This is a genomic window from Rhodococcus sp. DMF-1 (assembly GCF_021441945.1).
Classification (GTDB): domain Bacteria; phylum Actinomycetota; class Actinomycetes; order Mycobacteriales; family Mycobacteriaceae; genus Rhodococcus; species Rhodococcus ruber.
Genome location: NZ_CP090442.1, coordinates 2,420,180 through 2,441,128, shown reverse-complemented (window position 1 = coordinate 2,441,128; position 20,949 = coordinate 2,420,180). Strand labels below are relative to the sequence as shown.

The window sequence follows — 20,949 nt, the reverse complement described above, 5'->3', positions numbered from 1 at the left end:
TTCGTCAGTTCACACAGCGGGGGCCGGTGGAGCCGGCATCGATCGGCGGGCCGGGCGGAACGGACGTCGGGGTGGCCCCGGCGCTCACGAGTTCCGAGCCGGAGGCCACGGAGGTGACGCTCGCGTCCGCGCCCGGACCCGTGTAGTCCTCGGTGAGCACCACCCGCACCGTGTCGGCGTCGAGCGCCGGGTCGGCGGCGGTCGCCAGGCCGCCGAGTGCCGCCGCGACGGCACGCGCCTGGTCGGACCGGGGGTCGGCGGCGAAGACCGTCGACTCGTCCACTGCGCGGCCGGTGTGGTTGCCCACACCACCCTCGACGAAGCCGTCACCGACGAGCGCGGCCGCCACGCGGGAGGCCAGACCGGCGACGCCGCCGGCGTTGGCAACGTCCACCGTGATCGTGCCGGCCTCGACGTCCGGTGCCGGATCCGTCGTGGCCTGCGACCCGCCGTCGCCCGGATCGACGAGGTCGGCGACGAAGCTGCGCACCTCCTCCGGATCCACCTGCACCACGGATTCGCCGTAGTCGGTCATCGCGTTGAGGTCCTGGACGGGGATCGTCGAGAACTGCACGGCGCCGCCGGCCAGGTCCTGCATCCGGGTGGCCAGATCGAGGATGTCCCAGTCGGAATCGAGGACCACCGACCGCTGCACGGCCGCGCTGAGCTGGTTCAGCTTGGACGGGTTGCTCAGCGTCTTCGCGCTGAGCACCTTCTGCACGAGCGACGCCATGAACACCTGCTGCCGCACGATCCGGTCCAGGTCCCCGCGCGGCAGGTCGTGGCGCTGCCGGACGAAACTCAGAGCGTCCGCGCCGTCGAGGGTCTGCTCGCCGGCGGGGAAGTTCGCCCCGGACAGCGGCTCGTCGACCGCGTTGTTCAGGCAGACGTCGACGCCGCCGACGGCATCGGTGAGCAGCACGAACCCGAGCAGACCGACCTCGGCATAGTGGTCGACGGTGACGCCGGTCAGGTCGGCGACCGACTCGACCAGCGCCTCCCGGCCTGCCTGCGTGGCCGCCTTCTCGGCGGCCGCGTCGGACTCGCCCGCCTCGACGAGTCGCAGCCGCTCGGTCTCCTTGGTGGCGCCGAACGCGGCATTGATCTTCGACATGCCGATGTCGGGCACCTCGACGTAGGTGTCGCGGGGGATCGAGATGGCGGTCGCCGAGGTGCCGTCGAGCGGCACCCGGATCAGGATGATCGTGTCGGTGTTGTTCGCCACCTCCTCGCCGGCCCGCAGCGCGTCGAGTTCGCGCTGGGACAGCGGATTGCCGTGGGCGTCGGTGCGGCTGTCGGTGCCCACCAGGAGGATGTCGAGGGCGCCGTCCCGGCCGTCGCCCAGGGTGAGCCCACCCACGGTGGCGAGGGAGGAACGCAGCGAATCGATACCGCGCCACGCGACGCCGGTGGCGACCAGGGTGAGCGCCGCGGCGACGGCGACGGCGATCCGCAGCGGCCGCCCGCGCAGGACCCCCGATCCTCCCCCCGCGTCGCGCGCCGGAGCTCGGCGTGTGGGCGGTTCTGGCGGCACCTGGCGGTCCTCTCGTCGGGCGTCGGGGTCGCACCCAGGCTACTGCCGTGACGGCGGCCCTTGTGGCACCCGCCGCGGCGTGCCCGGCTCGTACCGGGTGACAGCCGCCGGGGCATGCCACACTCGTGCCCGTGCAGACCGTTCTCGTCACCGGAGCCCGCGGACAACTGGGCCGTCACCTGCTCGCCCGCGGCGCCGCGGCCGGCCTCCGGATCCGGGGCGCCGGGTCGGAGGAGGCGGACATCACCGATCCCGGCGCGGTCGCCGCGCTCGTCGAGCCCGGCGCCGTCGTGCTCAACTGCGCCGCCTACACCGCGGTCGACGCGGCCGAGACGCATCCCGAGGACGCCGCCGCGGTCAACGAGCACGGCCCGGCCAACCTGGCCGCCGCGTGCGCCGCAGCCGGCGCCCACCTGATCCACGTGTCCACCGACTACGTGTTCGCCGGCGACGGGAACCGCCCGTACCGGGTCGGCGATCCGACCGGGCCGCGCACCGTCTACGGGCGGACCAAGCTCGCCGGGGAGCGGGCGGTGCTCGACCGGCTGCCGAGCGCCCACGTGGTGCGCACCGCGTGGCTCTACACCGGCGACGGCAACGACTTCGTCGCCACCATGCTCCGGCTCGAACGCGAACGCGACACGGTGCGCGTCGTCGACGACCAGGTGGGCTGCCCCACCTACGCCGCCGATCTCGCCGACGGGATCCTCGAACTCGCCGCCCGCGCGGGTGCGGTGCCCGGCGGGGTCCTGCACGCGACGAACTCCGGGGAGGCCAGCTGGTTCGACCTCGCTCGTGCGGTGTTCGCCGAGGCGGGTGCCGACCCGGGCCGGGTGCAGCCGTGCGGCAGCGACGAGTTCGTGCGCCCCGCGCCTCGTCCGGCGTACTCCGTCCTCGACGGCAGCGCATGGGCCGCGGCCGGGCTGACGCCGCTCCGGCCGTGGCGGCCGGCACTGCGGGCCGCGATCGGCGCACTGCGGACCCGGGCGTGATTCGGCGCGGCCGAGGCCGGCGGCTAAGGTGACGGCGTGAGTTCGACGCTGACCGTGGTGACGGTGACCTACTCGCCCGGTGAGCATCTGGAGCACTTCCTGACCTCGCTGACCGGCGCGACGAACCTGCCCACCCGGGTGATCCTGGCGGACAACGGGTCCACCGACGGCTCTCCGGAAGAGGCCGCGGCGCGGCACCCGAACGTGCGGCTGCTGCACACCGGCGGCAACATCGGCTACGGCGGTGCCGTGAACCGGGCCGTCGCGGAGGTCGACCCGGCGGAGGAGTTCGTCGTCGTCGCCAATCCCGACGTGCGCTGGGGACCCGGGTCGCTGGACCGGCTGCTCGAGGGGGCGCGTCGCTGGCCGCGGGCCGCGTCCCTGGGCCCGCTGATCCACGAGCCCGACGGCACCGTCTATCCGTCGGCGCGATCGGTGCCCGGGCTGGTCTCCGGCGCGGGGCACGCGTTGCTCGGCACGGTGTGGCCGAAGAACCCGTGGACGCGGCGGTACCGGCAGGAGAACGAGACCGTGTCGGAACGGGCGGTGGGGTGGTTGTCCGGCTCGTGCCTGCTGGTGCGGCGGGCGGCGTTCGATGCGGTCGACGGCTTCGACTCGCGCTATTTCATGTACATGGAGGATGTCGATCTCGGCGACCGGTTCGGCCGGGCGGGCTGGCTCAACGTGTACGTGCCCTCGGCGGAGGTCACGCACGCGAAAGGGCACGCTGCCGGCCGGCATCCGGAGCTCATGCTGCCGGCCCACCACGAGAGCGCCTACCGGTTCCAGGCGGACCGGCACCCGCATCGGTGGCAGGCGCCGCTGCGATGGACGCTGCGGGCCGGGCTCGCCGCCCGGTCGAGGATGTCGGTGGCCGCGGCGGCGCGCGAACGGGCGCGGACGGCCGAGGCGGGTAACACCACGGAACAGGGGACACGATGACGAACGATGCTGCGCCGCACACCGATGCGGTGATCCTGGTGGGCGGGCAGGGAACCCGGCTGCGGCCGCTGACGCTGTCCGCGCCGAAGCCGATGCTGCCCACCGCCGGCGTGCCGTTCCTGACGCATCTGCTCACCCGTATCCGCGCGGCCGGCATCAAGCACGTGGTGCTCGGTACCTCGTTCAAGGCGGAGGTCTTCGAGGACTACTTCGGTGACGGCTCGGAACTGGGACTCGAGATCGAGTACGTCACCGAGGCCGAGCCGCTGGGCACCGGCGGCGGCATCCGCAACGTCCTGCCCCGGTTGCGGGCCGACAACGTCATGGTCTTCAACGGTGACGTTCTCGGGGGAACGGACCTCGGCGCGGTGCTCGACACACACCTGCGCACCGACGCCGACGTGACCCTGCACCTGGTGCGTGTCGGCGACCCGCGCGCGTTCGGGTGCGTGCCCACCGACGAGGAAGGTCGGGTGACCGCGTTCCTGGAGAAGACGCAGGATCCGCCGACGGACCAGATCAACGCCGGCTGTTACGTCTTCAAGCGCGAGATCATCGAGTCGATCCCCGAGGGTCGTCCGGTGTCCGTCGAACGTGAGGTCTTCCCGTCCCTGCTGGCGGAGGGCAGGCGGGTGTACGGGCACGTCGATGCGGCCTACTGGCGGGACATGGGCACGCCGGAGGACTTCGTCCGCGGCTCGGCCGACCTGGTGCGCGGCATCGCGCCGTCGCCCGCCCTGGGTGGCCAGCGCGGCGAATCGCTCGTCCATCCCGGTGCCTCCGTCGCGCCCGGCGCCCTGCTGATCGGGGGCACGGTCGTCGGCCGCGGCGCCGAGATCGGCGCCGGCGCGCGTCTGGACGGTGCGGTGATCTTCGACGGCGCGCGGGTCGAGGCCGGTGCGGTGATCGAGCGGTCCATCATCGGATTCGGCGTCCGCGTCGGCCCCCGCGCCCTGATCCGCGACGGCGTCATCGGCGACGGCGCCGACATCGGGGCGCGCTGCGAGCTGCTGCGCGGCGCCCGGGTCTGGCCCGGGGTGCAGATTCCCGACGGCGGGATCCGTTTCAGCACCGACGTATAGCGCGGGGGATCTGCGATGAAGTTCGAACGATATGTGGCACTGGGGGATTCGTTCACCGAAGGCGTCGGGGACCCGGATCCGGCCCGGCCCAACGGGTTGCGGGGCTGGGCGGATCTCGTCGCCGAGGAACTCGCCCGCGACAATCCGGAATTCGGATACGCCAATCTCGCCGTGCGCGGACGACTGCTGCGCCCGATCCTCGACCAGCAGCTCGACGTGGCAGTGGCGATGCGGCCCGACCTGGTGACGATCTATGCCGGCGGCAACAACCTCATGCGCCCCACGCTCGATCTCGACGCGCTGGCCGCCGAGTACGACGAGGCGATCGGCAAGCTCGCCGCGACGGGTGCCCGGGTGCTCGTGTGGACGGCCTACGACGGCAGCTGGGCGCCGGTGTTCCGGATCCTGCGCGGACGCTGGGCCGTCTACAACGAGCTCGTCCGGGAGATCGCCGACCGGCACGGCGCGACGATCGTCGACTTCTGGCGTTTCGCGGAGTACCGCGACCTGCGGATGTGGGATTTCGACCGGCTCCACATGTCGTCGGCCGGCCACCGGAACATGGCGATCCGCGTGCTCGATCTCCTCGGTGCGGCACACACGCTCACTCCGACCGAGTTCGAGGCCGCGCCGGTGGTGTCCGCGGCGAAGCGGGCCGAGGACCGCCGGTGGGCGCGGGAGTTCCTGATTCCCTGGGTCGGGCGGCGTCTGCGCGGCACGTCCTCCGGGGACGGTATCGCGCCGAAACGCCCCACGTTGCAGCCGGTCTAGCCGGCCGCCCGGGCGCGTGCGCCGGCGAGGCCGAGCAGGTGCCCGAGGGTGTCGTGCTCGGCCTCGGGCGGTAGCGCATCGACGGGCCACCACCGCAGGTCCGTCGATTCCGTGCTCCGGACGGGTACGGCCCCCGGTGGCGCGACGACGAGGAACCGCAGGTCGAGGTGCCGGGTCGGGCGGCCGAGCGAGCAGGTGATCGGGTGGGTGTGCGCCGAGAGCAGTTCCGGATCGATGGTCAGATCCTCGATTCCGGACTCCTCGGTCGCCTCCCTCAGCGCCGCGTCGACGACCGTCTCGTCGGATTCCTCGCAGTGCCCGCCGAGCTGGATCCACCGTCCCACCCGGGGATGGAGGGTGAGCAGCACGTGCCGACGGTCGGCATCGAGCACGAGCGACGACGCGGTGACGTGGCCGGGAACGTGCCGGCGCAGACATCCCTCGGGTGCGGCGTCGAGAAACGCCAACATGGTGTGCCGCAGCGACTCCGCGTCCGCCGAATCGGTCCGCCAGGCCCGCAGCCGGTCGACGGCCGAGGCGTGCAGTGTGGACGCGCTCACCTCACAGCTCCAGCAGCAGGTCGCCGGCCGCGGGGGCGACGCGCGGCGTCGCCGGCTCGAGGGGATGTCCGACCGCGATCGCGCCGAGCGGCGACCAGTCCGCGGGCAGGCCGAGTTCACGCCGCACGACGTCCGGGGCGAAGATCGTCGACCCGATCCAGCAGCTGCCGAGCCCGCGGACGGCGAGCGAGACCAGCAGCCCCTGTACGGCGGCGCCGGCGGCGACGGTGAACATCGTGGCCTCGGCGGCGGTACGCCGGGCGTCGGGGTAGCGGTGGGCGCCGTCGGGAACCCAGAACGGGATCACCACCTCGGGCGCGTCGTAGAGGATGGCACCGCGGCCCACCCGTCGGTCGATCGCCGCCGGGGCGAGCCCGTCGCCGGCGAGATCGGCGGCCCAACGCTCGCGCATGCGGTCGAGCAGCCGGCGGCGCACCTGCTCGGTGCGGACCCAGACGAACCGCACCGGGTGGGTGTGGTGCGGCGCCGGAGCGGTGAGGGCCTCGGCGACGGCCTCGCGCAGGTCTTCGGGATCGACCGGTTCCGAGGAGAATTCCCGCACCGACCGGCGCAGCAACAGCGCCTCGCGGCGGCCGGACTCGAGTGCCTCGGCGGTGCCGAGCCAGAACAGGTCGTCCTCGCCGCGGCGGATGAGTTGCTGGGCGGTGGAACCGTTGTCGGGCAGGTCGAGGCCACGGATCACCGCGACCGGAACCCCGCCCAGCTTGCCCTTGACGAGGTCGCCCGCGGCCGCGATCTCGTCGGCGACGGCCACGGAGGTGACGAACAGTTCGTTGCCCTGTCCGTCACGAGATCCCGCGTACTCGTGCAGGACCGGGATACCGGCCGCCCCGATCGCCGCGTCGGTCTGGCCGACGCGCCAGGCCCGGCCCATCGTGTCGGTGACGACCACCGCGACGCTCACGCCGAGCAGTGTCCGCAGACGCTCGCGCAGTGCCGCGGCGCTCGCATCCGGATCCTCGGGCAGCAGGGCGAGTTCGGAGGCGGCGACGTTCGAGCCGTCGATCCCGGAGGCGGCCTGCACGATCCCGAGCCGGTTCTCGGTGATCAGGGTGCGTCCCTTGCGCGCGAGCACGCGCACCGCCTCCTGGTCGACGAGGCGGCGCCGGAGCGCGTCGCGGGCGTCGGGGTCGGTGGGGGAGTCCACGATGCGGCCCTCGACCTTGGAGAAGATCTTGCTGGTGACGACGAGGACGTCCCCGTCGGCGAGCCAGGGGGCGGCGTCGGCCAGTGCGGCGGCGAGGTCGTCGCCGGGCCGGAACTCGGGCAGGCCCGGCACCGGGCGGATCTCGATCGGCCGCCCGGGGGAGTGGTCGCGCACTCCGGCGGCGGTGCCGACGGCCGTGTCGGAGGGCGTAGTCACAGCGTCACTCCTGCCAGTTCGAGTGCGGCGCGAGCCATTTCGGCTGTCGCGTCGGGATCGGTCATGAGCAGCGGCACGCTGCGCACCTCGACGCCGGGCACGTCGGCGGTGTCGGTGGAGTGGATCAGCCAGCCGTCGAGCAGGCCGGCGCCGCTGCGGGCCCCGTAGTGCCGTCCCACCCCCTGAGCGGTGGTCTCGACTCCGATCACGCCGAGGCAGGCGTCGGCCATGCCGCGCAACGGTTTTCCGTCGATCACCGGCGACAGGCCGACGATCCGCGCGGACGTGGTGCGCAGCGCGCCGCGCAGTCCCGGGATCGCGAGGATCGCGCCGATGCTGACCACCGGGTTGGAGGGAGCGAGGATCACCGCATCCGCCGATTCGATCGCCGCGAGCACGCCCGGGGCGGGGGCGGCCTTCTCGGCGCCGATGTGCGCGAAGCTGTGCGTGGGAACCTGGGCGCGGTGCCGGACCCACCATTCTTCGAAGTGCACGGCGCGCTGCTCGCCGTCGACCGGATCGGTGATGACGACGTGGGTCTCGCTGCGGTCGTCGGAGACCGGGAGGAGGGTGACGCCGGGCTTCCAGCGGTCGCACAGCGCCTCGGTCACGGCCGAGAGCGGGTACCCGGCGCTCAGCAACTGGGTGCGCAGCAGGTGGGTCGCGATGTCGCGATCGCCGAGGCCGAACCAGTCCGGGGTGGCGCCGTACGCCGCCAGCTCCTCCTTCGCGTGCCAGGTCTCGTCGGCCCGGCCCCATCCGCGTTCGGCGTCGATCCCGCCGCCGAGGGTGTACATGCACGTGTCCAGGTCGGGGCAGATCCGCAGCCCGTGCATCCAGACGTCGTCGCCGATGTTGACGATCGCGGTCACCCGGTGCGCGGCGTCGGGGTCGAGGTCGCGGCCGGGTTCGATGCCGAGGAGCCGGCGCACGCCGGTGAGAAAACGCGCACCTCCGACGCCGCCGACCAATACAGTCACGTTCACAGGGCAAGCGTAGGCGGTGTGCCGCGAGAGCTGCCGGGGTGCCTGCGCGCCCGGGCGGCAGGTGCGCAGCGGCGCGGAGGAGAACCCCGGATGGTAAGGCAGCGGCACCGCTCGGCTTGACCGCGACACGCCCCACGTGTCTAATCACATAAGTGTCATTTCCAGTGAACCGGAGCCGAGATCGGTTGGGGTGAACTGTATTCGAACGCATGTTCGATCGGAATGGCGCGGAGTGGGCCGGTTTCGACGAGAGTTGCAGCGCTGCAGGTGAGGAGGCGAACGATGGCCGACGAGCGCGAATGGTTCGAGAGCTCTCGGATCGACACTGCAGGCATCGGCACGGCAGGCGAGGACGTCCGGGACATCGACGGCATCGGGGGGGACGCGTCCGCGCGGCCCGTGCTCAGTCTGATCGATGGTTTCGGCGACCCGTCCGACGGTGTCGACGAACAGTGGCAGGAACGCGCGTTGTGCGCGCAGACGGATCCCGAGGCGTTCTTCCCCGAGAAGGGGGGATCGACCCGGGAGGCGAAGCGGATCTGCTTGGGGTGCGAGGTCCGGGACGAATGTCTCGAATACGCGCTGGCCAACGACGAACGCTTCGGCATCTGGGGCGGTCTGTCGGAGCGCGAGCGGCGACGCCTCAAGCGCGGCATCGTCTGAGGCGTCAGTCCTCGTCGAAGCCACCGAGTTCGGGGTCGACGACCTCGGGCTCGACGCCGAGGTACGTCGCGACCTGGTGTACGAGGACGTCGTGCACCAGGTCGGTGAGATCCTCGGGATCCTTCGCCCGCAGTTCGAGCGGGCGGCGGAAGAGCACGATCCGGGCCCGCGTCGCCGCGCCACGCCGGTCGATCCCCGCCGGGACGAGCCGCGACAACGGCACCGGGCCGTCCGCGACCACCTCCGACGGCCAGGTCACCGAGTCCGGGTCGAGGGCGCGGATCTTGGGCACCTCGTCGACGGCGATGTCGAGTTTGGTCAGCCGGTCGTGCCACTGCGCGTCGATCGGGGCGAAGGCCCCCAGCACGAGTAGATCGAACTTCTCCGCGCGCGAGCGCCACGCCGGCACCTCGTGCGGGAACAGCGGGCCGCGCACACCACGGCCGCGACGCGCGACCGAGCGGGACGTCACGGGTCTGGGACGGCGCGATCGGGGCATGCCTGGACAGTACGACACGCAAATCCGTACCCGGTTCTCCGGTGTGTCCGGATAGTCCCGGAGCGCACGGCGCGCTACTCTCCGACTGTGAGATCACTGCGTCGATGCTGCCGGCCTGGGTGCAAGAACCCTGCTGTTGCGACGCTGACCTACGTGTACTCGGACTCCACCGCAGTCGTCGGGCCCCTGGCGACGGTCGCCGAGCCCCACTCGTGGGATCTGTGCGAATCGCACGGCTCGCGGATCACCGCACCGAAGGGGTGGGAACTGGTCCGGTACGAAGGTGCCTTCACCGCCGGTACCCCGGACGAGGACGACCTGACCGCCCTGGCCGAGGCGGTACGCGAAGCCGGGCTCGGCGAGCGGGGCCGCACCGACTCCGACGACACCGATTCCGGTGTCCCCCCGGCGCTGGCCGCACCCCCTACCGCCCGCACCGGCCGGCGTGGTCATCTGCGCGTGTTGCCCGATCCCACGTCCTGATCGTCGCGCACTAGGCTGACCGTGCCCCGCCGCGGAGGCGGCGGCGCCAGTCGACGATCAGGAGCAGCAACAGTGGCGAGAACTGCCGAGTCCGTGTCCGCCGTGGTCAAGGCGTACGACGTGCGTGGCCTGGTGGGAGAACAGCTCGACGCCGGATTCGTCCGGGACGTCGGAGCCTCCTTCGCCCGCCTGATGCGTGACGGCGGCGCCACCCGCATCGTGATCGGGCACGACATGCGCGCCTCGTCCCCGGAGCTGTCCCAGGCCTTCGCCGCCGGCGTCACCGCCCAGGGGCTCGACGTCGTCCACATCGGCCTGGCCTCCACCGACCAGCTGTACTTCGCGTCCGGGATCCTCGAGGCTCCGGGCGCCATGTTCACCGCGAGCCACAACCCGGCGCGCTACAACGGCATCAAGCTGTGCCGGGCCGGGGCCAAGCCGGTCGGACAGGAGACCGGGCTCGCCACCATCGCGGCCGAACTCGTCGCCGGCGTCCCGGACTTCGACGGAGCCCCCGGCGCCGTCACCGAGCGGGACGTGCTGGCCGACTACGCCGCGTTCGTCCGCTCCCTGGTGGACCTGTCCGCGATGCGCCCGCTGAAGGTCGCCGTCGACGCCGGCAACGGCATGGGCGGGCACACGGTGCCCGCGGTGTTCGGCGCGCTCCCGATCGACCTCGTGCCGCTGTACTTCGAACTCGACGGAACCTTCCCCAACCACGAGGCCAATCCGCTCGATCCCGCCAACCTGGTGGACCTGCAGAAGCTGGTGCGCGACTCGGGGGCCGACCTCGGCCTCGCGTTCGACGGTGACGCCGACCGCTGCTTCGTCGTCGACGAGCGTGGTGAGCCGGTCACGCCGTCGGCGGTCACCGCGCTGGTGGCCTCGCGCGAACTCGCGAAGGAACCCGGATCGACGATCATCCACAATCTCATCACGTCCCGCGCGGTGCCGGAGCTGGTCACCGAGCTCGGGGGCAAGCCCGTCCGCACCCGCGTCGGGCACTCGTTCATCAAGCAGCAGATGGCCGAGACGGGGGCCGTGTTCGGCGGCGAGCACTCGGCGCACTACTACTTCCGCGACTTCTGGGGCGCGGACTCGGGCATGCTCGCGGCCCTGCACGTGCTCGCCGCGCTCGGTGGCCAGGACCGGCCCCTGTCCGAGCTGATGCGCGAATACGACCGGTACGCCGCGTCCGGGGAGATCAACTCCACCGTCGACGACGCCACGGAGCGCACCGCCGCCGTGCTCGAGGCCTTCGGCGACCGTGCCGAAGCCGTCGACCGGCTCGACGGCGTGACCGTCGATCTCACCGACGGTGCCTGGTTCAACCTGCGGGCCTCCAACACCGAGCCCCTGCTGCGGCTCAACGTCGAGGCCCGCACGGCCGAGCAGGTCGACGCGCTGGTGAGGGAAATCCTGGCCATCGTGCGCGCGTGACGGAATTATCCGTGGCGGGGATAATCGAGATCCCGGGGCGCGGTCCCGGGTCGGTGCGAGTCGGAAGGACGGTGGCGCAGCCATGACGGCTCCCTCTTCGATCCTCGACTTGGACGACACCGGTGCCCTGATCGACGCCGACGTCGACGGGATCCTGCGATTCGCCGCGCTCGGCGGGGCACAGATCCGCGCCGCCGCCGCGGCCGTCGACGAGCAGATCCTCGATCGCCTGCACGGCCTGCACCCGCGCAGCGTGGTGCTCGTGTGCGGCGACGCGCGCGCGGCCCGCGCGGGCGAGCTGGTCGTCGCGATGCTCGCGGCGCGCTCGGCCGTGCCGCTGGTCACGGCCCCCGTCACCCCGCCCTGGGTCGGCCCGCTCGACGTCGTCGTCGTGGCCGGTGACGACGCCGGCGACCCCCAGCTCGTCGAATCGGTCGCCGCGGCCCTGCGGCGCGGCGCCGAGGTGGTCGTCGACGCCCCGGACGAGGGACCGATCCGGGCGGCGGCGGCGGGCCGGGCGATGCTGCTGCCGCCGCGGATCCGGGTGCCGGTGGCGTACTCGCTCCTACGGCACCTGGCGGTGTTCCTCGCGGTGGTGGCGGCGATGGAGGCCACCCGCACGGCAGGCGCGGTTCCCCCGCTGGCCGATCTCGCCGACTCGGCCGACGGCGAAGCCGGCCGCGACCAGCCTGGCAGTGAGGTGTTCCGGAACCCGGCGAAGGCGCTCGCCGCCCGCATCCAGTCCCGGCGGGTCGCCCTGGCGGGTGACTCGGCGGTGACGGCCGCGCTGGCCCGGCACGCGGGGGAGTCCCTGCTGCAGGTGGCCGGCGTGATCGCCGCGGCGGCGGCGTTGCCGGACGTTCTCGCCGCACGGGACCGGCTCGTCGCGATACCCCCGGCGGGTGGGGAGTCGTACGATCCGTTCTTCCACGACGAACAGCTCGACGGGCCGGTGCCCGCACCCCCGGCGCGGGTGTTCGTGGTGAGTGTGGAGGAAGATCGGCGGCAGGCGGAGCGGCGCGCGGCAGCGCTGCCGGACATGGAGTTGGTATCGGTGGTGGGGGAGTTCGAGGCGAAAGCGGTGCCGTCGGTGCCGGAGCAGGTGGCGGTGCTGGCCGTGCGATTCGAGATGGCCGCTGCCTATCTGCGGTTGGTCGGTGGTCGGTAGTGCTCCGACTCGAAGGTGCGCTGCGTTCGTATGCCTGGGGTTCGCGCACCGCGATCGCGGCACTGTGCGGCCGGACGGTGCCGTCCGCTCATCCGGAGGCGGAACTGTGGCTGGGTGCGCACCCCGCAGACCCGGCGCGGGTGGTGAGCACCAACGGTGACGGCCCGGGTGGGGGCACCTCCCTGCTCGATGTCCTCGAGGCCGACCCGGGTGGGCATCTCGGGCCGGCGACACTGAGCCGGTTCGGGCCGCGGCTGCCGTTCCTGCTCAAGTTGCTCGCCGCCGAGGAACCACTGTCGCTGCAGGCGCATCCGAGTGCCGAACAGGCTGCCGAGGGCTTCGCCCGGGAAGAGGCCGCGGGCCTGCCCCTGGAGTCGCCGGTGCGGAACTACCGCGATGCGAGCCACAAGCCCGAGCTCGTCGTCGCCCTCACCCGGTTCGAGGCGCTCGCCGGCTTCCGGGATCCGCACCGCACCGTCGAGCTGCTCGCCGCCCTCGAGGTACCCGAACTCGATCCGTACGTCGGGCTGCTCGCCGGGCAACCCGACTCCGACGGCCTGCGGGCGCTGTTCACCATCTGGATCACCCTCCCGCAGTCGGTGCTGTCGGCCCTGCTGCCGCGGGTACTCGACGGCTGCGTGACCTACCTGGCGACGCACAACGGCGACGGCGTAGCCCCGTTCGCCGAGGAAGTGCGGACAGTGCTGCAGCTCGCCGAGTTCTATCCCGGCGACGCGGGCGTACTCGCCGCGGTCCTGCTCAACCGGATCACCCTCGAGCCGGGACAGGGCCTGTTCCTCGCAGCGGGGAACCTGCACGCGTACCTGCACGGCATGGCCGTCGAGATCATGGCCAACTCGGACAACGTGCTGCGCGGCGGACTCACGCCGAAACACGTCGACGTGCCGGAGCTGCTGCGAGTGCTCGATTTCCGGCCCGTGGACGTGCCGATCCTCGAGCCCGAGCCGGCCGGCCCGGGGGAGGTGCGCTACCGGACTCCTGCCCCGGAGTTCGCCCTGTCGCGGATCGATCTCGCCCCCGGCTCGGGTGCGGCGCCGGACGGCGTCGCGCTGCCGCCGTGCGGTCCGCAGATCCTGCTGTGCACCTCCGGGTCCGCCGGCGTGGAATGCGAGGGGCGGACCCTGCAGCTGGCGGCCGGGCAGGCGGTCTGGCTCTCCGCGTCCGACCCGGCCGTCACGGTGCGCGCCGCCGGCGGGCCGGCGCAGCTGTTCCGCGCCCGGTTGGCGGAGACGGGCATCCCCGTCGACTGACGTGGACCGGCCCGGCGGCGACGGACGCTCGTGTTGACGGGATCGGCCCCGCGTGAAACCGTCGCGGCATGTCGATCGTGCACGAATCCGCCACCGCCGGGGAGCCTCCGCGAGCCGGGGAACCCGAAGACCGGCAGCGCGTACCGTTCCACGAGGCCAGCCGGATGCTGCTGCGCAATTCGGTGCTCGATGCCATGCGGGACCTGCTCACCGCCCGTGACTGGTCCGCGATCACCATGACGGACGTCGCGCGGGGTGCGGGCGTGAGCCGGCAGACCCTGTACAACGAGTTCTCGTCGCGGCAGGGCCTCGCTCAGGCGTACGCACTGCGCCTGGTCGATCAGTTCGTCGACGCCGTCGACGACGCGATCTACACCCACGTGGGACAGGCGCGCCCCGCCCTCGTCGAGGGGTTCACCTCGTTCTTCGTCGAGAGCAGTGCCGACCCGCTGATCCAGTCCCTGCTGCGCGGCGAGGCCAAGCCGGATCTGCTGCGGCTGATCACCACGGACGCGGCGCCGCTCATCGAGCGGGCCTCCGCTCGGCTCTCGGAGACCTTCCAGCGCAGCTGGGTACAGGCGTCCGCGGCGGATGCGGGCATCCTGGGGCGGGCGATCGTGCGCGTCGCGATGAGCTACATCTCCATGCCGCCCGAGTCCGACCGGGACGTCGCCGCGGACCTGGCCGAGCTGCTCGGCCCGTTCATCGATCGCTCCGCCCGGCGCGACTGAACAGCGAGTTGTATAGCCTGTTGGCAGAACCGACTGCCAACAGGAGAGGCATCCTCACGTGTCCGACAACAAGCTCGTGGCCGACCAGCGGAACGGGATCGACTTCAAGGTCGCCGATCTGTCCCTCGCCGAATTCGGCCGCAAGGAGATCCGGCTGGCCGAGCACGAGATGCCCGGTCTGATGGCGTTGCGCCGCGAGTACGCGGAGGTGCTGCCGCTGAAGGGTGCGCGGATCTCCGGCTCGCTGCACATGACGGTGCAGACGGCCGTGCTGATCGAGACGCTCGTCGCCCTCGGCGCCGAGGTGCGCTGGGCCTCGTGCAACATCTTCTCGACCCAGGACCACGCCGCCGCCGCGGTCGTCGTCGGCCCGCACGGAACCCCGGAGGAGCCGAAGGGCGTACCGGTGTTCGCATGGAAGGGTGAGACGCTCGAGGAGTACTGGTGGGCGGCCGAGCAGATGCTCACCTGGCCCGCCGCCGCCGACGGCACCCCGCGCCCGGCCAACATGATCCTCGACGACGGTGGCGACGCCACCATGCTGGTGCTCAAGGGCGCGCAGTTCGAGAAGGCGGGCGTGGTGCCGCCGGTGGACGAGGACCACGACTCCGCCGAGTACCGGGTCTTCCTGGCGCTGCTGCGCGAATCCCTCGCACAGGACGCCAAGAAGTGGACCGCGATCGCCGAGTCGATTCGCGGCGTCACCGAGGAGACCACCACCGGCGTGCTGCGGTTGTACCAGCTCTCGGCCGGCGGCGATCTGGCGTTCCCCGCGATCAACGTCAACGACTCGGTCACCAAGAGCAAGTTCGACAACAAGTACGGCACCCGGCACTCGCTGCTCGACGGGATCAACCGCGGCACCGACGTCCTCATCGGTGGCAAGGCCGCCCTGGTGTGCGGTTACGGCGACGTCGGCAAGGGTTGCGCGGAGGCGCTGCGCGGGCAGGGTGCGCGGGTGTCGGTCACCGAGATCGACCCCATCAACGCACTGCAGGCGCTGATGGACGGCTTCGACGTCGTCACCGTCGAGGGCTTCATCGAGCAGGCCGACATCGTGATCACCGCGACCGGCAACAAGGACATCATCACCTTCGATCACATGCGTCGCATGAAGCACCAGGCCATCCTGGGCAACATCGGCCACTTCGACAACGAGATCGACATGGCCGGCCTCGAGCGGGCGACGGACGTCACCCGCATCAACATCAAGGCGCAGGTCGACGAGTTCCGCTTTGCAGACGGGCATTCCATCATCGTGCTGTCCGAGGGCCGGTTGCTGAACCTCGGCAACGCCACGGGTCACCCGTCGTTCGTGATGAGCAACTCGTTCGCCAACCAGGTGATCGCCCAGATCGAGCTGTGGACCAAGCCGGACGAGTACGACAACGAGGTCTACCGTCTGCCCAAGCACCTGGACGAGAAGGTCGCCCGCATCCACGTCGAGGCCCTCGGTGGTGAGCTGACCAAGCTGTCCAAGGACCAGGCCGAGTACATCGGGGTCGACGTCGAAGGCCCGTACAAGCCCGAGCACTACCGGTACTGAGCGCGGGAATCGCAGGACACCGCCGATGGGCGCGTTGATCGTCGTGGAGGGGCTCGACGGGGCCGGCAAGAGGACACTGTCCGCCGGCCTCGTCGAGTCCTGGCGCGCAGCCGGATTCGTCGTCGCGACGCGTGCGTTCCCGCGTTACGGGACCTCGGTGCACGCCGACCTCGGGGCCGAGGCGTTGCGGGGCCGGCACGGCGACACCGCCTCGAGCATCGAGGCGATGGCGCTGCTGTGGGCCCTCGACCGCCGTGACGCCGCCGACGAGTTGCGGAAACTCCTGGCGGACAACGACATCGTCCTGCTCGATCGGTACGTCGCGTCCAATGCCGCCTACACCGCCGCCCGGCACCACGAGGACGGCTCGGGACCGGCGGTGGAGTGGGTCCGCGAGCTCGAGTTCGAGCGGTTCGCGCTGCCCGTGCCGGATCTGCAGCTGCTGCTGCGGGTGCCGGTCGAGCTGGCGGCTCGCCGGGCCCGTAGCCGCGCCGCGGCCGACACGGCCCGCGACCGGGACGCCTACGAACGGGACTCGGGTCTGCAGGCCCGCACCGGGCAGGTGTACGACGACCTCGCACGCCGACAGTGGATGTCGCCGTGGCGGGTTGCCGGACCCGATGCCGATCCGCGACAACTCGCCGCCGACATCTCAAATCAGCTTCACCACGGTCGAGGAGTGACACGATAGAAGCCATGAAGCCGAGGATTCTGGTTGTCGACGACGACACCGCGCTCGCCGAGATGCTCACGATCGTCCTGCGGGGCGAGGGATTCGAGCCGTTCGTGGTGGGAGACGGTTCGCAGGCGCTGAACGCGGTCCGGGAGATCCGGCCCGACCTCGTCCTGCTCGACCTCATGCTCCCGGGCATGAACGGTATCGACGTCTGCCGGGTGCTGCGCGCCGACTCGGGCGTGCCGATCGTGATGCTCACCGCCAAGTCGGACACCGTCGACGTGGTGCTCGGACTCGAATCCGGCGCCGACGACTACATCGTCAAGCCGTTCAAGCCGAAGGAGCTCGTGGCCCGGGTGCGCGCGCGGCTCCGTCGCACCGAGCAGGAACCGGCCGAGGTGCTCTCCATCGGCGACATCGCCATCGACGTTCCCGCCCACAAGGTCACCCGCGGGGACGAGCTGATCTCCCTCACCCCGCTCGAGTTCGATCTGCTGGTGGCGCTCGCGCGCAAGCCGCGGCAGGTGTTCACTCGTGAGGTGCTGCTCGAGCAGGTGTGGGGTTACCGGCACGCGGCCGACACCCGCCTGGTGAACGTCCACGTGCAGCGCCTGCGGGCGAAGGTCGAGAAGGATCCCGAGAACCCCGAGGTGGTGCTGACGGTGCGGGGCGTCGGCTACAAGGCCGGACCGCCGTGATCGGTGGGTACCGACTGCGGCGACGGATCACCAGGAGGACTCTGCCGCTGCTGAGGTGGTCACGTGCGGTGAGCAACCGGCTCGCCCACACGTGGCGGCGATCGCTGCAACTGCGGGTCGTGGTCTCGACCCTGTCGCTGTCGCTGATCGTGATGCTCGTCCTCGGTGTCGTCCTCACCAGCCAGATCACCGAACGGCTGCTCGAGGTGAAGATCAACGCCGCCACCGAGGAGGTCGAGCGGTCCCGCGCCCTCGTCGAGGGCCAGCTCGCCGGCGCCGACGACTCCGGCTCGCTGCAGGTCCGGCTCGACGGAGCCGTTGCGGCGCTGACCAATCGCGGCAGCGACGCGGGCGAGGACACCGGCGTCGCGGGCACCTTCGACCCGGCGCTGATCGTGCCGGGCGACGGTCCGCGCGCACCGACGTCGAGCGGGCCCGCCGACCAGATCCCCGAGAACCTGCGTGCCTTCGTGCAGAAGGGCCAGATCGCCTACCAGTTCGCGACGGTGTCGGATCCCGACGGTTATTCGGGCCCGGCGCTGATCGTGGGCACGCCGACGGCGTCGGACATCTCCACCCTCGAGCTGTACCTGGTGTTCCCGCTGGCGGGCGAGGAGAACACGTTGTCCCTGGTGCGCGGCACGCTGCTCGTCGGTGCCGGGGTGCTGCTCGTGCTGCTCGCCGCGATCTCGATGATCGTCGCCCGCCAGGTCGTGCTGCCGATCCGTTCGGCGTCGCGCATCGCGGTCCGGTTCGCCGACGGCCGGCTCAAGGAACGCATGCCGGTGCGTGGCGAGGACGACATGGCGCGCCTGGCCATGTCCTTCAACGAGATGGCCGAGAGCCTGTCGCGGCAGATCACCCAGCTCGAGGAGTTCGGCAACCTGCAGAAGCGGTTCACCTCGGACGTCAGCCACGAGCTGCGTACCCCGCTGACGACGGTGCGGATGGCCGCCGATCTCATCCACGACGGCAGCGACGAACTCGACCCGTCCCTCAAACGCGCCTCGGAGCTGCTCGTCACCGAGCTCGACCGGTTCGAGAGCCTGCTGGGCGACCTGCTCGAGATCAGCCGCCACGACGCCGGCGTCGCCGAACTCGCCGCCGAGCAACTCGACCTGCGCATGTGTGCCCGCGCCGCGGTCTCCACCGTCCGGCACCTCGCCCGCGAGAGCGGCACCGAGCTGATCGTCGACCTGCCGGGTGAACCCGTCGACGCCGAGGTCGATCCGCGCCGCGTCGAGCGCATCCTGCGCAACCTGCTCGCCAACGCCATCGACCACGGAGAGGGCAAGCCCATCCTGCTGCGCCTGCGCGCCGACGACAGCGCCGCCGCGTTCATCGTCCGGGACCAGGGCGTCGGTCTGCGGCCCGGCGAGGAGAAGCTCGTCTTCAACCGCTTCTGGCGGTCGGACCCGTCCCGGGTGCGGCGGTCCGGCGGAACCGGGCTCGGCCTGGCGATCAGTGTCGAGGACGCCAACCTCCACAACGGCAAGCTCGAGGCCTGGGGTGAACCCGGCCTGGGATCCTGCTTCCGGCTCACCCTGCCGCGACAACGGGGACGCAAGGTCGGCCGCAGTCCGCTGCCGCTGGTTCCCAGCACGGTCCGCGCGGTACAGGGCCGTCCGCTGCCGGGTGCGGCGGACGAGGACGCGTCCGTGGACGCCGACGCCGGTGAGGACTCCGCGACGGCTGCGCACCCGGCAGTGGTACCGGTCCCGCCCGAAGGGGCCACCCCATGAGGGGCGCGAGGACGCTGCTCGCGGTGCTGACGGGCCTGGTCCTCGCCGTGTCCGGCTGTGCCAGCCTGCCGGACTCGTCGTCGCCCCAGGCGGTGGGCACCATCGCGCGCGAGCCCACCACCACGTCGGTCCCGGCTCCGGCGCCGGGACGGGAACCGGATCTGCTCCTGCGGGACTTCCTGCGCGCCAGCACGGACCCGGCCAACCGTCACCTCGCCGCCCGGCAGTTCCTCACCGCCGACATGTCGGCCGAGTGGGACGACGCCGCCAGCGCCACGATCGTGGACAAGGTCGACGTGCTGCCGGAGTCGCGCAGCGCCGATCGCGCGACGTACGTCATCCGCGCCAACCGGGTCGGCCACCTGGAGGAAGGCGGGGTCTACCGTCCCGACGAAGGACCGTTCGAGACCAAGATCACCCTCGTGCTCAGCGGCGGCGAATGGCGCATCGACGAGATGGGTCCGGGTGTGGTCATGGACCGCCCGCAGTTCCTCAACGGCTACCAGCGGCGTTCGCTGTACTTCGTCGACCCGTCCGGGCGCACGGTCGTCCCCGACCCGCGCTGGATCGCCGCCACCCAGGACCAGACCGCGGCCCAGCTGATCGACCTGCTCACCGAGGGGCCGAAAGCGGCCCTGGCACCCGCCGTGCGCACGGAACTCGGCTCGGGAGTGTCCGTGCGGGGGCCGATCACCAAGGCCGACGGCCGCACCACCCAGGTCGGTGTCGGTCTCGGTGGTATCCGGATCGACTTCCTGGGGCTGCGACCCCTGAGCAAGGAGAGCCGCGAGTTGCTCGCCGCCCAGGTGATCTGGACCCTCGCCAACGCCGAGATCACCGGCCCGTACGTCCTGCTCGCGGACGGTCAGCCCCTCGACGAGCGATTCCCGAACGGCTGGACCACCGCGGACGTCGCGTCGATGAACCCGCTGGCCACCTCGAGCGCCACCATCGGTCTCCACGCCCTGCGCGGTGGCGGGCTCGTCAGCGTCGCCGAGACCGGGGTCACCCCGGTACCCGGGACCTTCGGCACCGCCACGAACCTGCGCTCCGTGGCGTTGTCGCACGACGGTGAACTGGCGGCGGCCGTCGCCGACACCGGACGTCCGGAAGCCGCCGCCGAGTTGGTGATCGGTCCGTACCGCGACGGCCCGGCGGCGCGCGCCCTCGACGCCGACTCGATCACGCGGCCTACGTGGGCGCTCGACGACAATTCCGTGTGGTCCGTGGTCAACGGCACGAACGTGGTGCGTGCGGTGCGTGAGCCGGGCACCGGCCGGATCACGGTCCTGCCCGTCGACGCCGGAGCCGTGCGGGCGGTGGGCAACACGATCAGCGATCTGCGGCTCTCCCGCGACGGCGTGCGCGCGGCGATGATCGTCGACGGACGCGTGTACGTCGCGGTGGTCGTGCAGAGATCGAACGGGGAATTCTCCCTCACGACACCCCGGGAGATCGCCATCGGTCTCGGCAGCCCCGCCCTGTCCCTGGACTGGAGCACGCCGGACACCGTGGTCGTGGCACGGGCCGCGTCCGACGTCCCGGTCGTGCAGGTCGCGGTCGACGGCTCGCGAATGGACGCCCTGCCGAGCCGCAACCTCACCCCGCCGGTCGTTGCCGTCGAGGCGTCGACGACCTCGGAGTTCGTGGCCGACTCGCGGGCGGTGTTCCAGCTGAACAACGCCGATCCGGCCGGCGATCGGTACTGGCGGGAGGTGCCCGGCCTGACCGGGCTGCAGGCCGTCCCCGTCCTGCCGGGCTGACGGCTCGGGTAGATGTCG

20 protein-coding genes are annotated in these 20,949 nt (G+C 71.7%); 15 read left to right on the top strand and 5 right to left on the bottom strand.

All coding sequences use genetic code 11. The annotated features are described in order from the left end of the window. Positions 1–4 precede the first annotated feature (4 nt). On the bottom strand, positions 5–1,534 hold the full coding sequence (locus LZP97_RS11255; RefSeq protein ID WP_010594764.1) for an LCP family protein: 1,530 nt from the start codon (positions 1,532–1,534) through the stop codon (positions 5–7). Between the two features lie 131 nt (positions 1,535–1,665). Here LZP97_RS11255 and rfbD point away from each other — a divergent pair, with 131 nt between their 5' ends. From rfbD to LZP97_RS11235, 4 genes are read left to right on the top strand one after another with little or no spacing between them, the layout of a single operon-like run. Further along, on the top strand, positions 1,666–2,526 hold the full coding sequence (rfbD, locus tag LZP97_RS11250) for a dTDP-4-dehydrorhamnose reductase (RefSeq protein WP_010594763.1): 861 nt from the start codon (positions 1,666–1,668) through the stop codon (positions 2,524–2,526). Positions 2,527–2,562: 36 nt separating this feature from the next. Beyond that, positions 2,563–3,468, top strand: a complete 906-nt coding sequence (locus LZP97_RS11245) for a glycosyltransferase family 2 protein (protein WP_017679582.1) — start codon at positions 2,563–2,565, stop codon at positions 3,466–3,468. After that, the gene (locus LZP97_RS11240) at positions 3,465–4,550 is read left to right on the top strand and encodes a sugar phosphate nucleotidyltransferase (RefSeq protein WP_010594761.1); all 1,086 of its coding nucleotides are present in this window, start codon (positions 3,465–3,467) and stop codon (positions 4,548–4,550) included. The genes LZP97_RS11245 and LZP97_RS11240 overlap by 4 nt, the downstream gene beginning before the upstream one ends. A gap of 15 nt (positions 4,551–4,565) precedes the next feature. After that, positions 4,566–5,321 carry an SGNH/GDSL hydrolase family protein gene (locus LZP97_RS11235; protein WP_017679581.1) on the top strand — a complete coding sequence of 252 codons (756 nt, stop codon included), beginning with the start codon at positions 4,566–4,568 and terminating at the stop codon, positions 5,319–5,321. On the opposite strand, the gene LZP97_RS11230 is transcribed toward LZP97_RS11235, so the two are convergent. Genes LZP97_RS11230 through cofD form a run of 3 tightly spaced genes read right to left on the bottom strand, consistent with a single transcriptional unit; the run spans position 5,318 to position 8,251 of the window. Next, complete coding sequence (locus LZP97_RS11230; RefSeq protein WP_017679580.1) at positions 5,318–5,881, bottom strand: NUDIX hydrolase; 564 nt, start codon at positions 5,879–5,881, stop codon at positions 5,318–5,320. The genes LZP97_RS11235 and LZP97_RS11230 overlap by 4 nt on opposite strands. A 1-nt stretch (position 5,882) precedes the next feature. Beyond that, positions 5,883–7,265 carry a coenzyme F420-0:L-glutamate ligase gene (locus LZP97_RS11225; protein ID WP_010594758.1) on the bottom strand — a complete coding sequence of 461 codons (1,383 nt, stop codon included), beginning with the start codon at positions 7,263–7,265 and terminating at the stop codon, positions 5,883–5,885. Then, the gene (cofD, locus tag LZP97_RS11220) at positions 7,262–8,251 is read right to left on the bottom strand and encodes a 2-phospho-L-lactate transferase (RefSeq protein WP_010594757.1); all 990 of its coding nucleotides are present in this window, start codon (positions 8,249–8,251) and stop codon (positions 7,262–7,264) included. Before cofD ends, LZP97_RS11225 begins: the two co-directional genes overlap by 4 nt. 399 nt (positions 8,252–8,650) lie before the next feature. Here cofD and LZP97_RS11215 point away from each other — a divergent pair, with 399 nt between their 5' ends. Next, positions 8,651–8,914 (top strand): WhiB family transcriptional regulator, encoded by a 264-nt coding sequence (locus tag LZP97_RS11215; RefSeq protein WP_051059567.1) that lies wholly within the window; start codon positions 8,651–8,653, stop codon positions 8,912–8,914. Positions 8,915–8,918: 4 nt separating this feature from the next. On the opposite strand, the gene LZP97_RS11210 is transcribed toward LZP97_RS11215, so the two are convergent. Continuing rightward, a complete protein-coding gene (locus LZP97_RS11210) occupies positions 8,919–9,413 on the bottom strand; it encodes a metallopeptidase family protein (RefSeq protein WP_040272457.1) in 495 nt (164 codons plus the stop codon). Between the two features lie 87 nt (positions 9,414–9,500). Here LZP97_RS11210 and LZP97_RS11205 point away from each other — a divergent pair, with 87 nt between their 5' ends. From LZP97_RS11205 to lpqB, 10 genes are all read left to right on the top strand, one after another. Further along, positions 9,501–9,896, top strand: a complete 396-nt coding sequence (locus tag LZP97_RS11205; protein ID WP_172603582.1) for a DUF3499 domain-containing protein — start codon at positions 9,501–9,503, stop codon at positions 9,894–9,896. Between the two features lie 72 nt (positions 9,897–9,968). After that, positions 9,969–11,336 carry a phosphomannomutase/phosphoglucomutase gene (locus LZP97_RS11200; protein ID WP_010594753.1) on the top strand — a complete coding sequence of 456 codons (1,368 nt, stop codon included), beginning with the start codon at positions 9,969–9,971 and terminating at the stop codon, positions 11,334–11,336. Between the two features lie 82 nt (positions 11,337–11,418). Next, the gene (locus LZP97_RS11195) at positions 11,419–12,504 is read left to right on the top strand and encodes a hypothetical protein (protein ID WP_048770742.1); all 1,086 of its coding nucleotides are present in this window, start codon (positions 11,419–11,421) and stop codon (positions 12,502–12,504) included. Beyond that, on the top strand, positions 12,504–13,775 hold the full coding sequence (manA, locus tag LZP97_RS11190; RefSeq protein ID WP_010594751.1) for a mannose-6-phosphate isomerase, class I: 1,272 nt from the start codon (positions 12,504–12,506) through the stop codon (positions 13,773–13,775). The genes LZP97_RS11195 and manA overlap by 1 nt, the downstream gene beginning before the upstream one ends. A gap of 68 nt (positions 13,776–13,843) precedes the next feature. Further along, the gene (locus LZP97_RS11185; protein ID WP_010594750.1) at positions 13,844–14,506 is read left to right on the top strand and encodes a TetR/AcrR family transcriptional regulator; all 663 of its coding nucleotides are present in this window, start codon (positions 13,844–13,846) and stop codon (positions 14,504–14,506) included. 58 nt (positions 14,507–14,564) lie between these two features. After that, positions 14,565–16,052 carry an adenosylhomocysteinase gene (gene ahcY, locus LZP97_RS11180; protein WP_010594749.1) on the top strand — a complete coding sequence of 496 codons (1,488 nt, stop codon included), beginning with the start codon at positions 14,565–14,567 and terminating at the stop codon, positions 16,050–16,052. Positions 16,053–16,077: 25 nt separating this feature from the next. Beyond that, the gene (locus LZP97_RS11175) at positions 16,078–16,743 is read left to right on the top strand and encodes a dTMP kinase (protein ID WP_010594748.1); all 666 of its coding nucleotides are present in this window, start codon (positions 16,078–16,080) and stop codon (positions 16,741–16,743) included. Between the two features lie 5 nt (positions 16,744–16,748). Next, on the top strand, positions 16,749–17,426 hold the full coding sequence (gene mtrA, locus LZP97_RS11170; RefSeq protein WP_010594747.1) for an MtrAB system response regulator MtrA: 678 nt from the start codon (positions 16,749–16,751) through the stop codon (positions 17,424–17,426). Then, complete coding sequence (mtrB, locus tag LZP97_RS11165) at positions 17,423–19,168, top strand: MtrAB system histidine kinase MtrB (protein WP_190242312.1); 1,746 nt, start codon at positions 17,423–17,425, stop codon at positions 19,166–19,168. Before mtrA ends, mtrB begins: the two co-directional genes overlap by 4 nt. Beyond that, the gene (gene lpqB / locus LZP97_RS11160) at positions 19,165–20,931 is read left to right on the top strand and encodes an MtrAB system accessory lipoprotein LpqB (protein ID WP_026137494.1); all 1,767 of its coding nucleotides are present in this window, start codon (positions 19,165–19,167) and stop codon (positions 20,929–20,931) included. Before mtrB ends, lpqB begins: the two co-directional genes overlap by 4 nt. Positions 20,932–20,949: the final 18 nt, after the last annotated feature.

Coding starts and splice junctions, on each gene's coding strand:
- LZP97_RS11240 (WP_010594761.1), top strand. CDS start 3,465: ATGACGAACGATGCTGCGCCGCACACCGATGCGGTGATCCTGGTGGGC.
- LZP97_RS11235 (WP_017679581.1), top strand. CDS start 4,566: ATGAAGTTCGAACGATATGTGGCACTGGGGGATTCGTTCACCGAAGGC.
- LZP97_RS11210 (WP_040272457.1), bottom strand. CDS start 9,413: ATGCCCCGATCGCGCCGTCCCAGACCCGTGACGTCCCGCTCGGTCGCG.
- LZP97_RS11195 (WP_048770742.1), top strand. CDS start 11,419: ATGACGGCTCCCTCTTCGATCCTCGACTTGGACGACACCGGTGCCCTG.
- LZP97_RS11185 (WP_010594750.1), top strand. CDS start 13,844: ATGTCGATCGTGCACGAATCCGCCACCGCCGGGGAGCCTCCGCGAGCC.
- LZP97_RS11175 (WP_010594748.1), top strand. CDS start 16,078: ATGGGCGCGTTGATCGTCGTGGAGGGGCTCGACGGGGCCGGCAAGAGG.
- mtrA (WP_010594747.1), top strand. CDS start 16,749: ATGAAGCCGAGGATTCTGGTTGTCGACGACGACACCGCGCTCGCCGAG.
- lpqB (WP_026137494.1), top strand. CDS start 19,165: ATGAGGGGCGCGAGGACGCTGCTCGCGGTGCTGACGGGCCTGGTCCTC.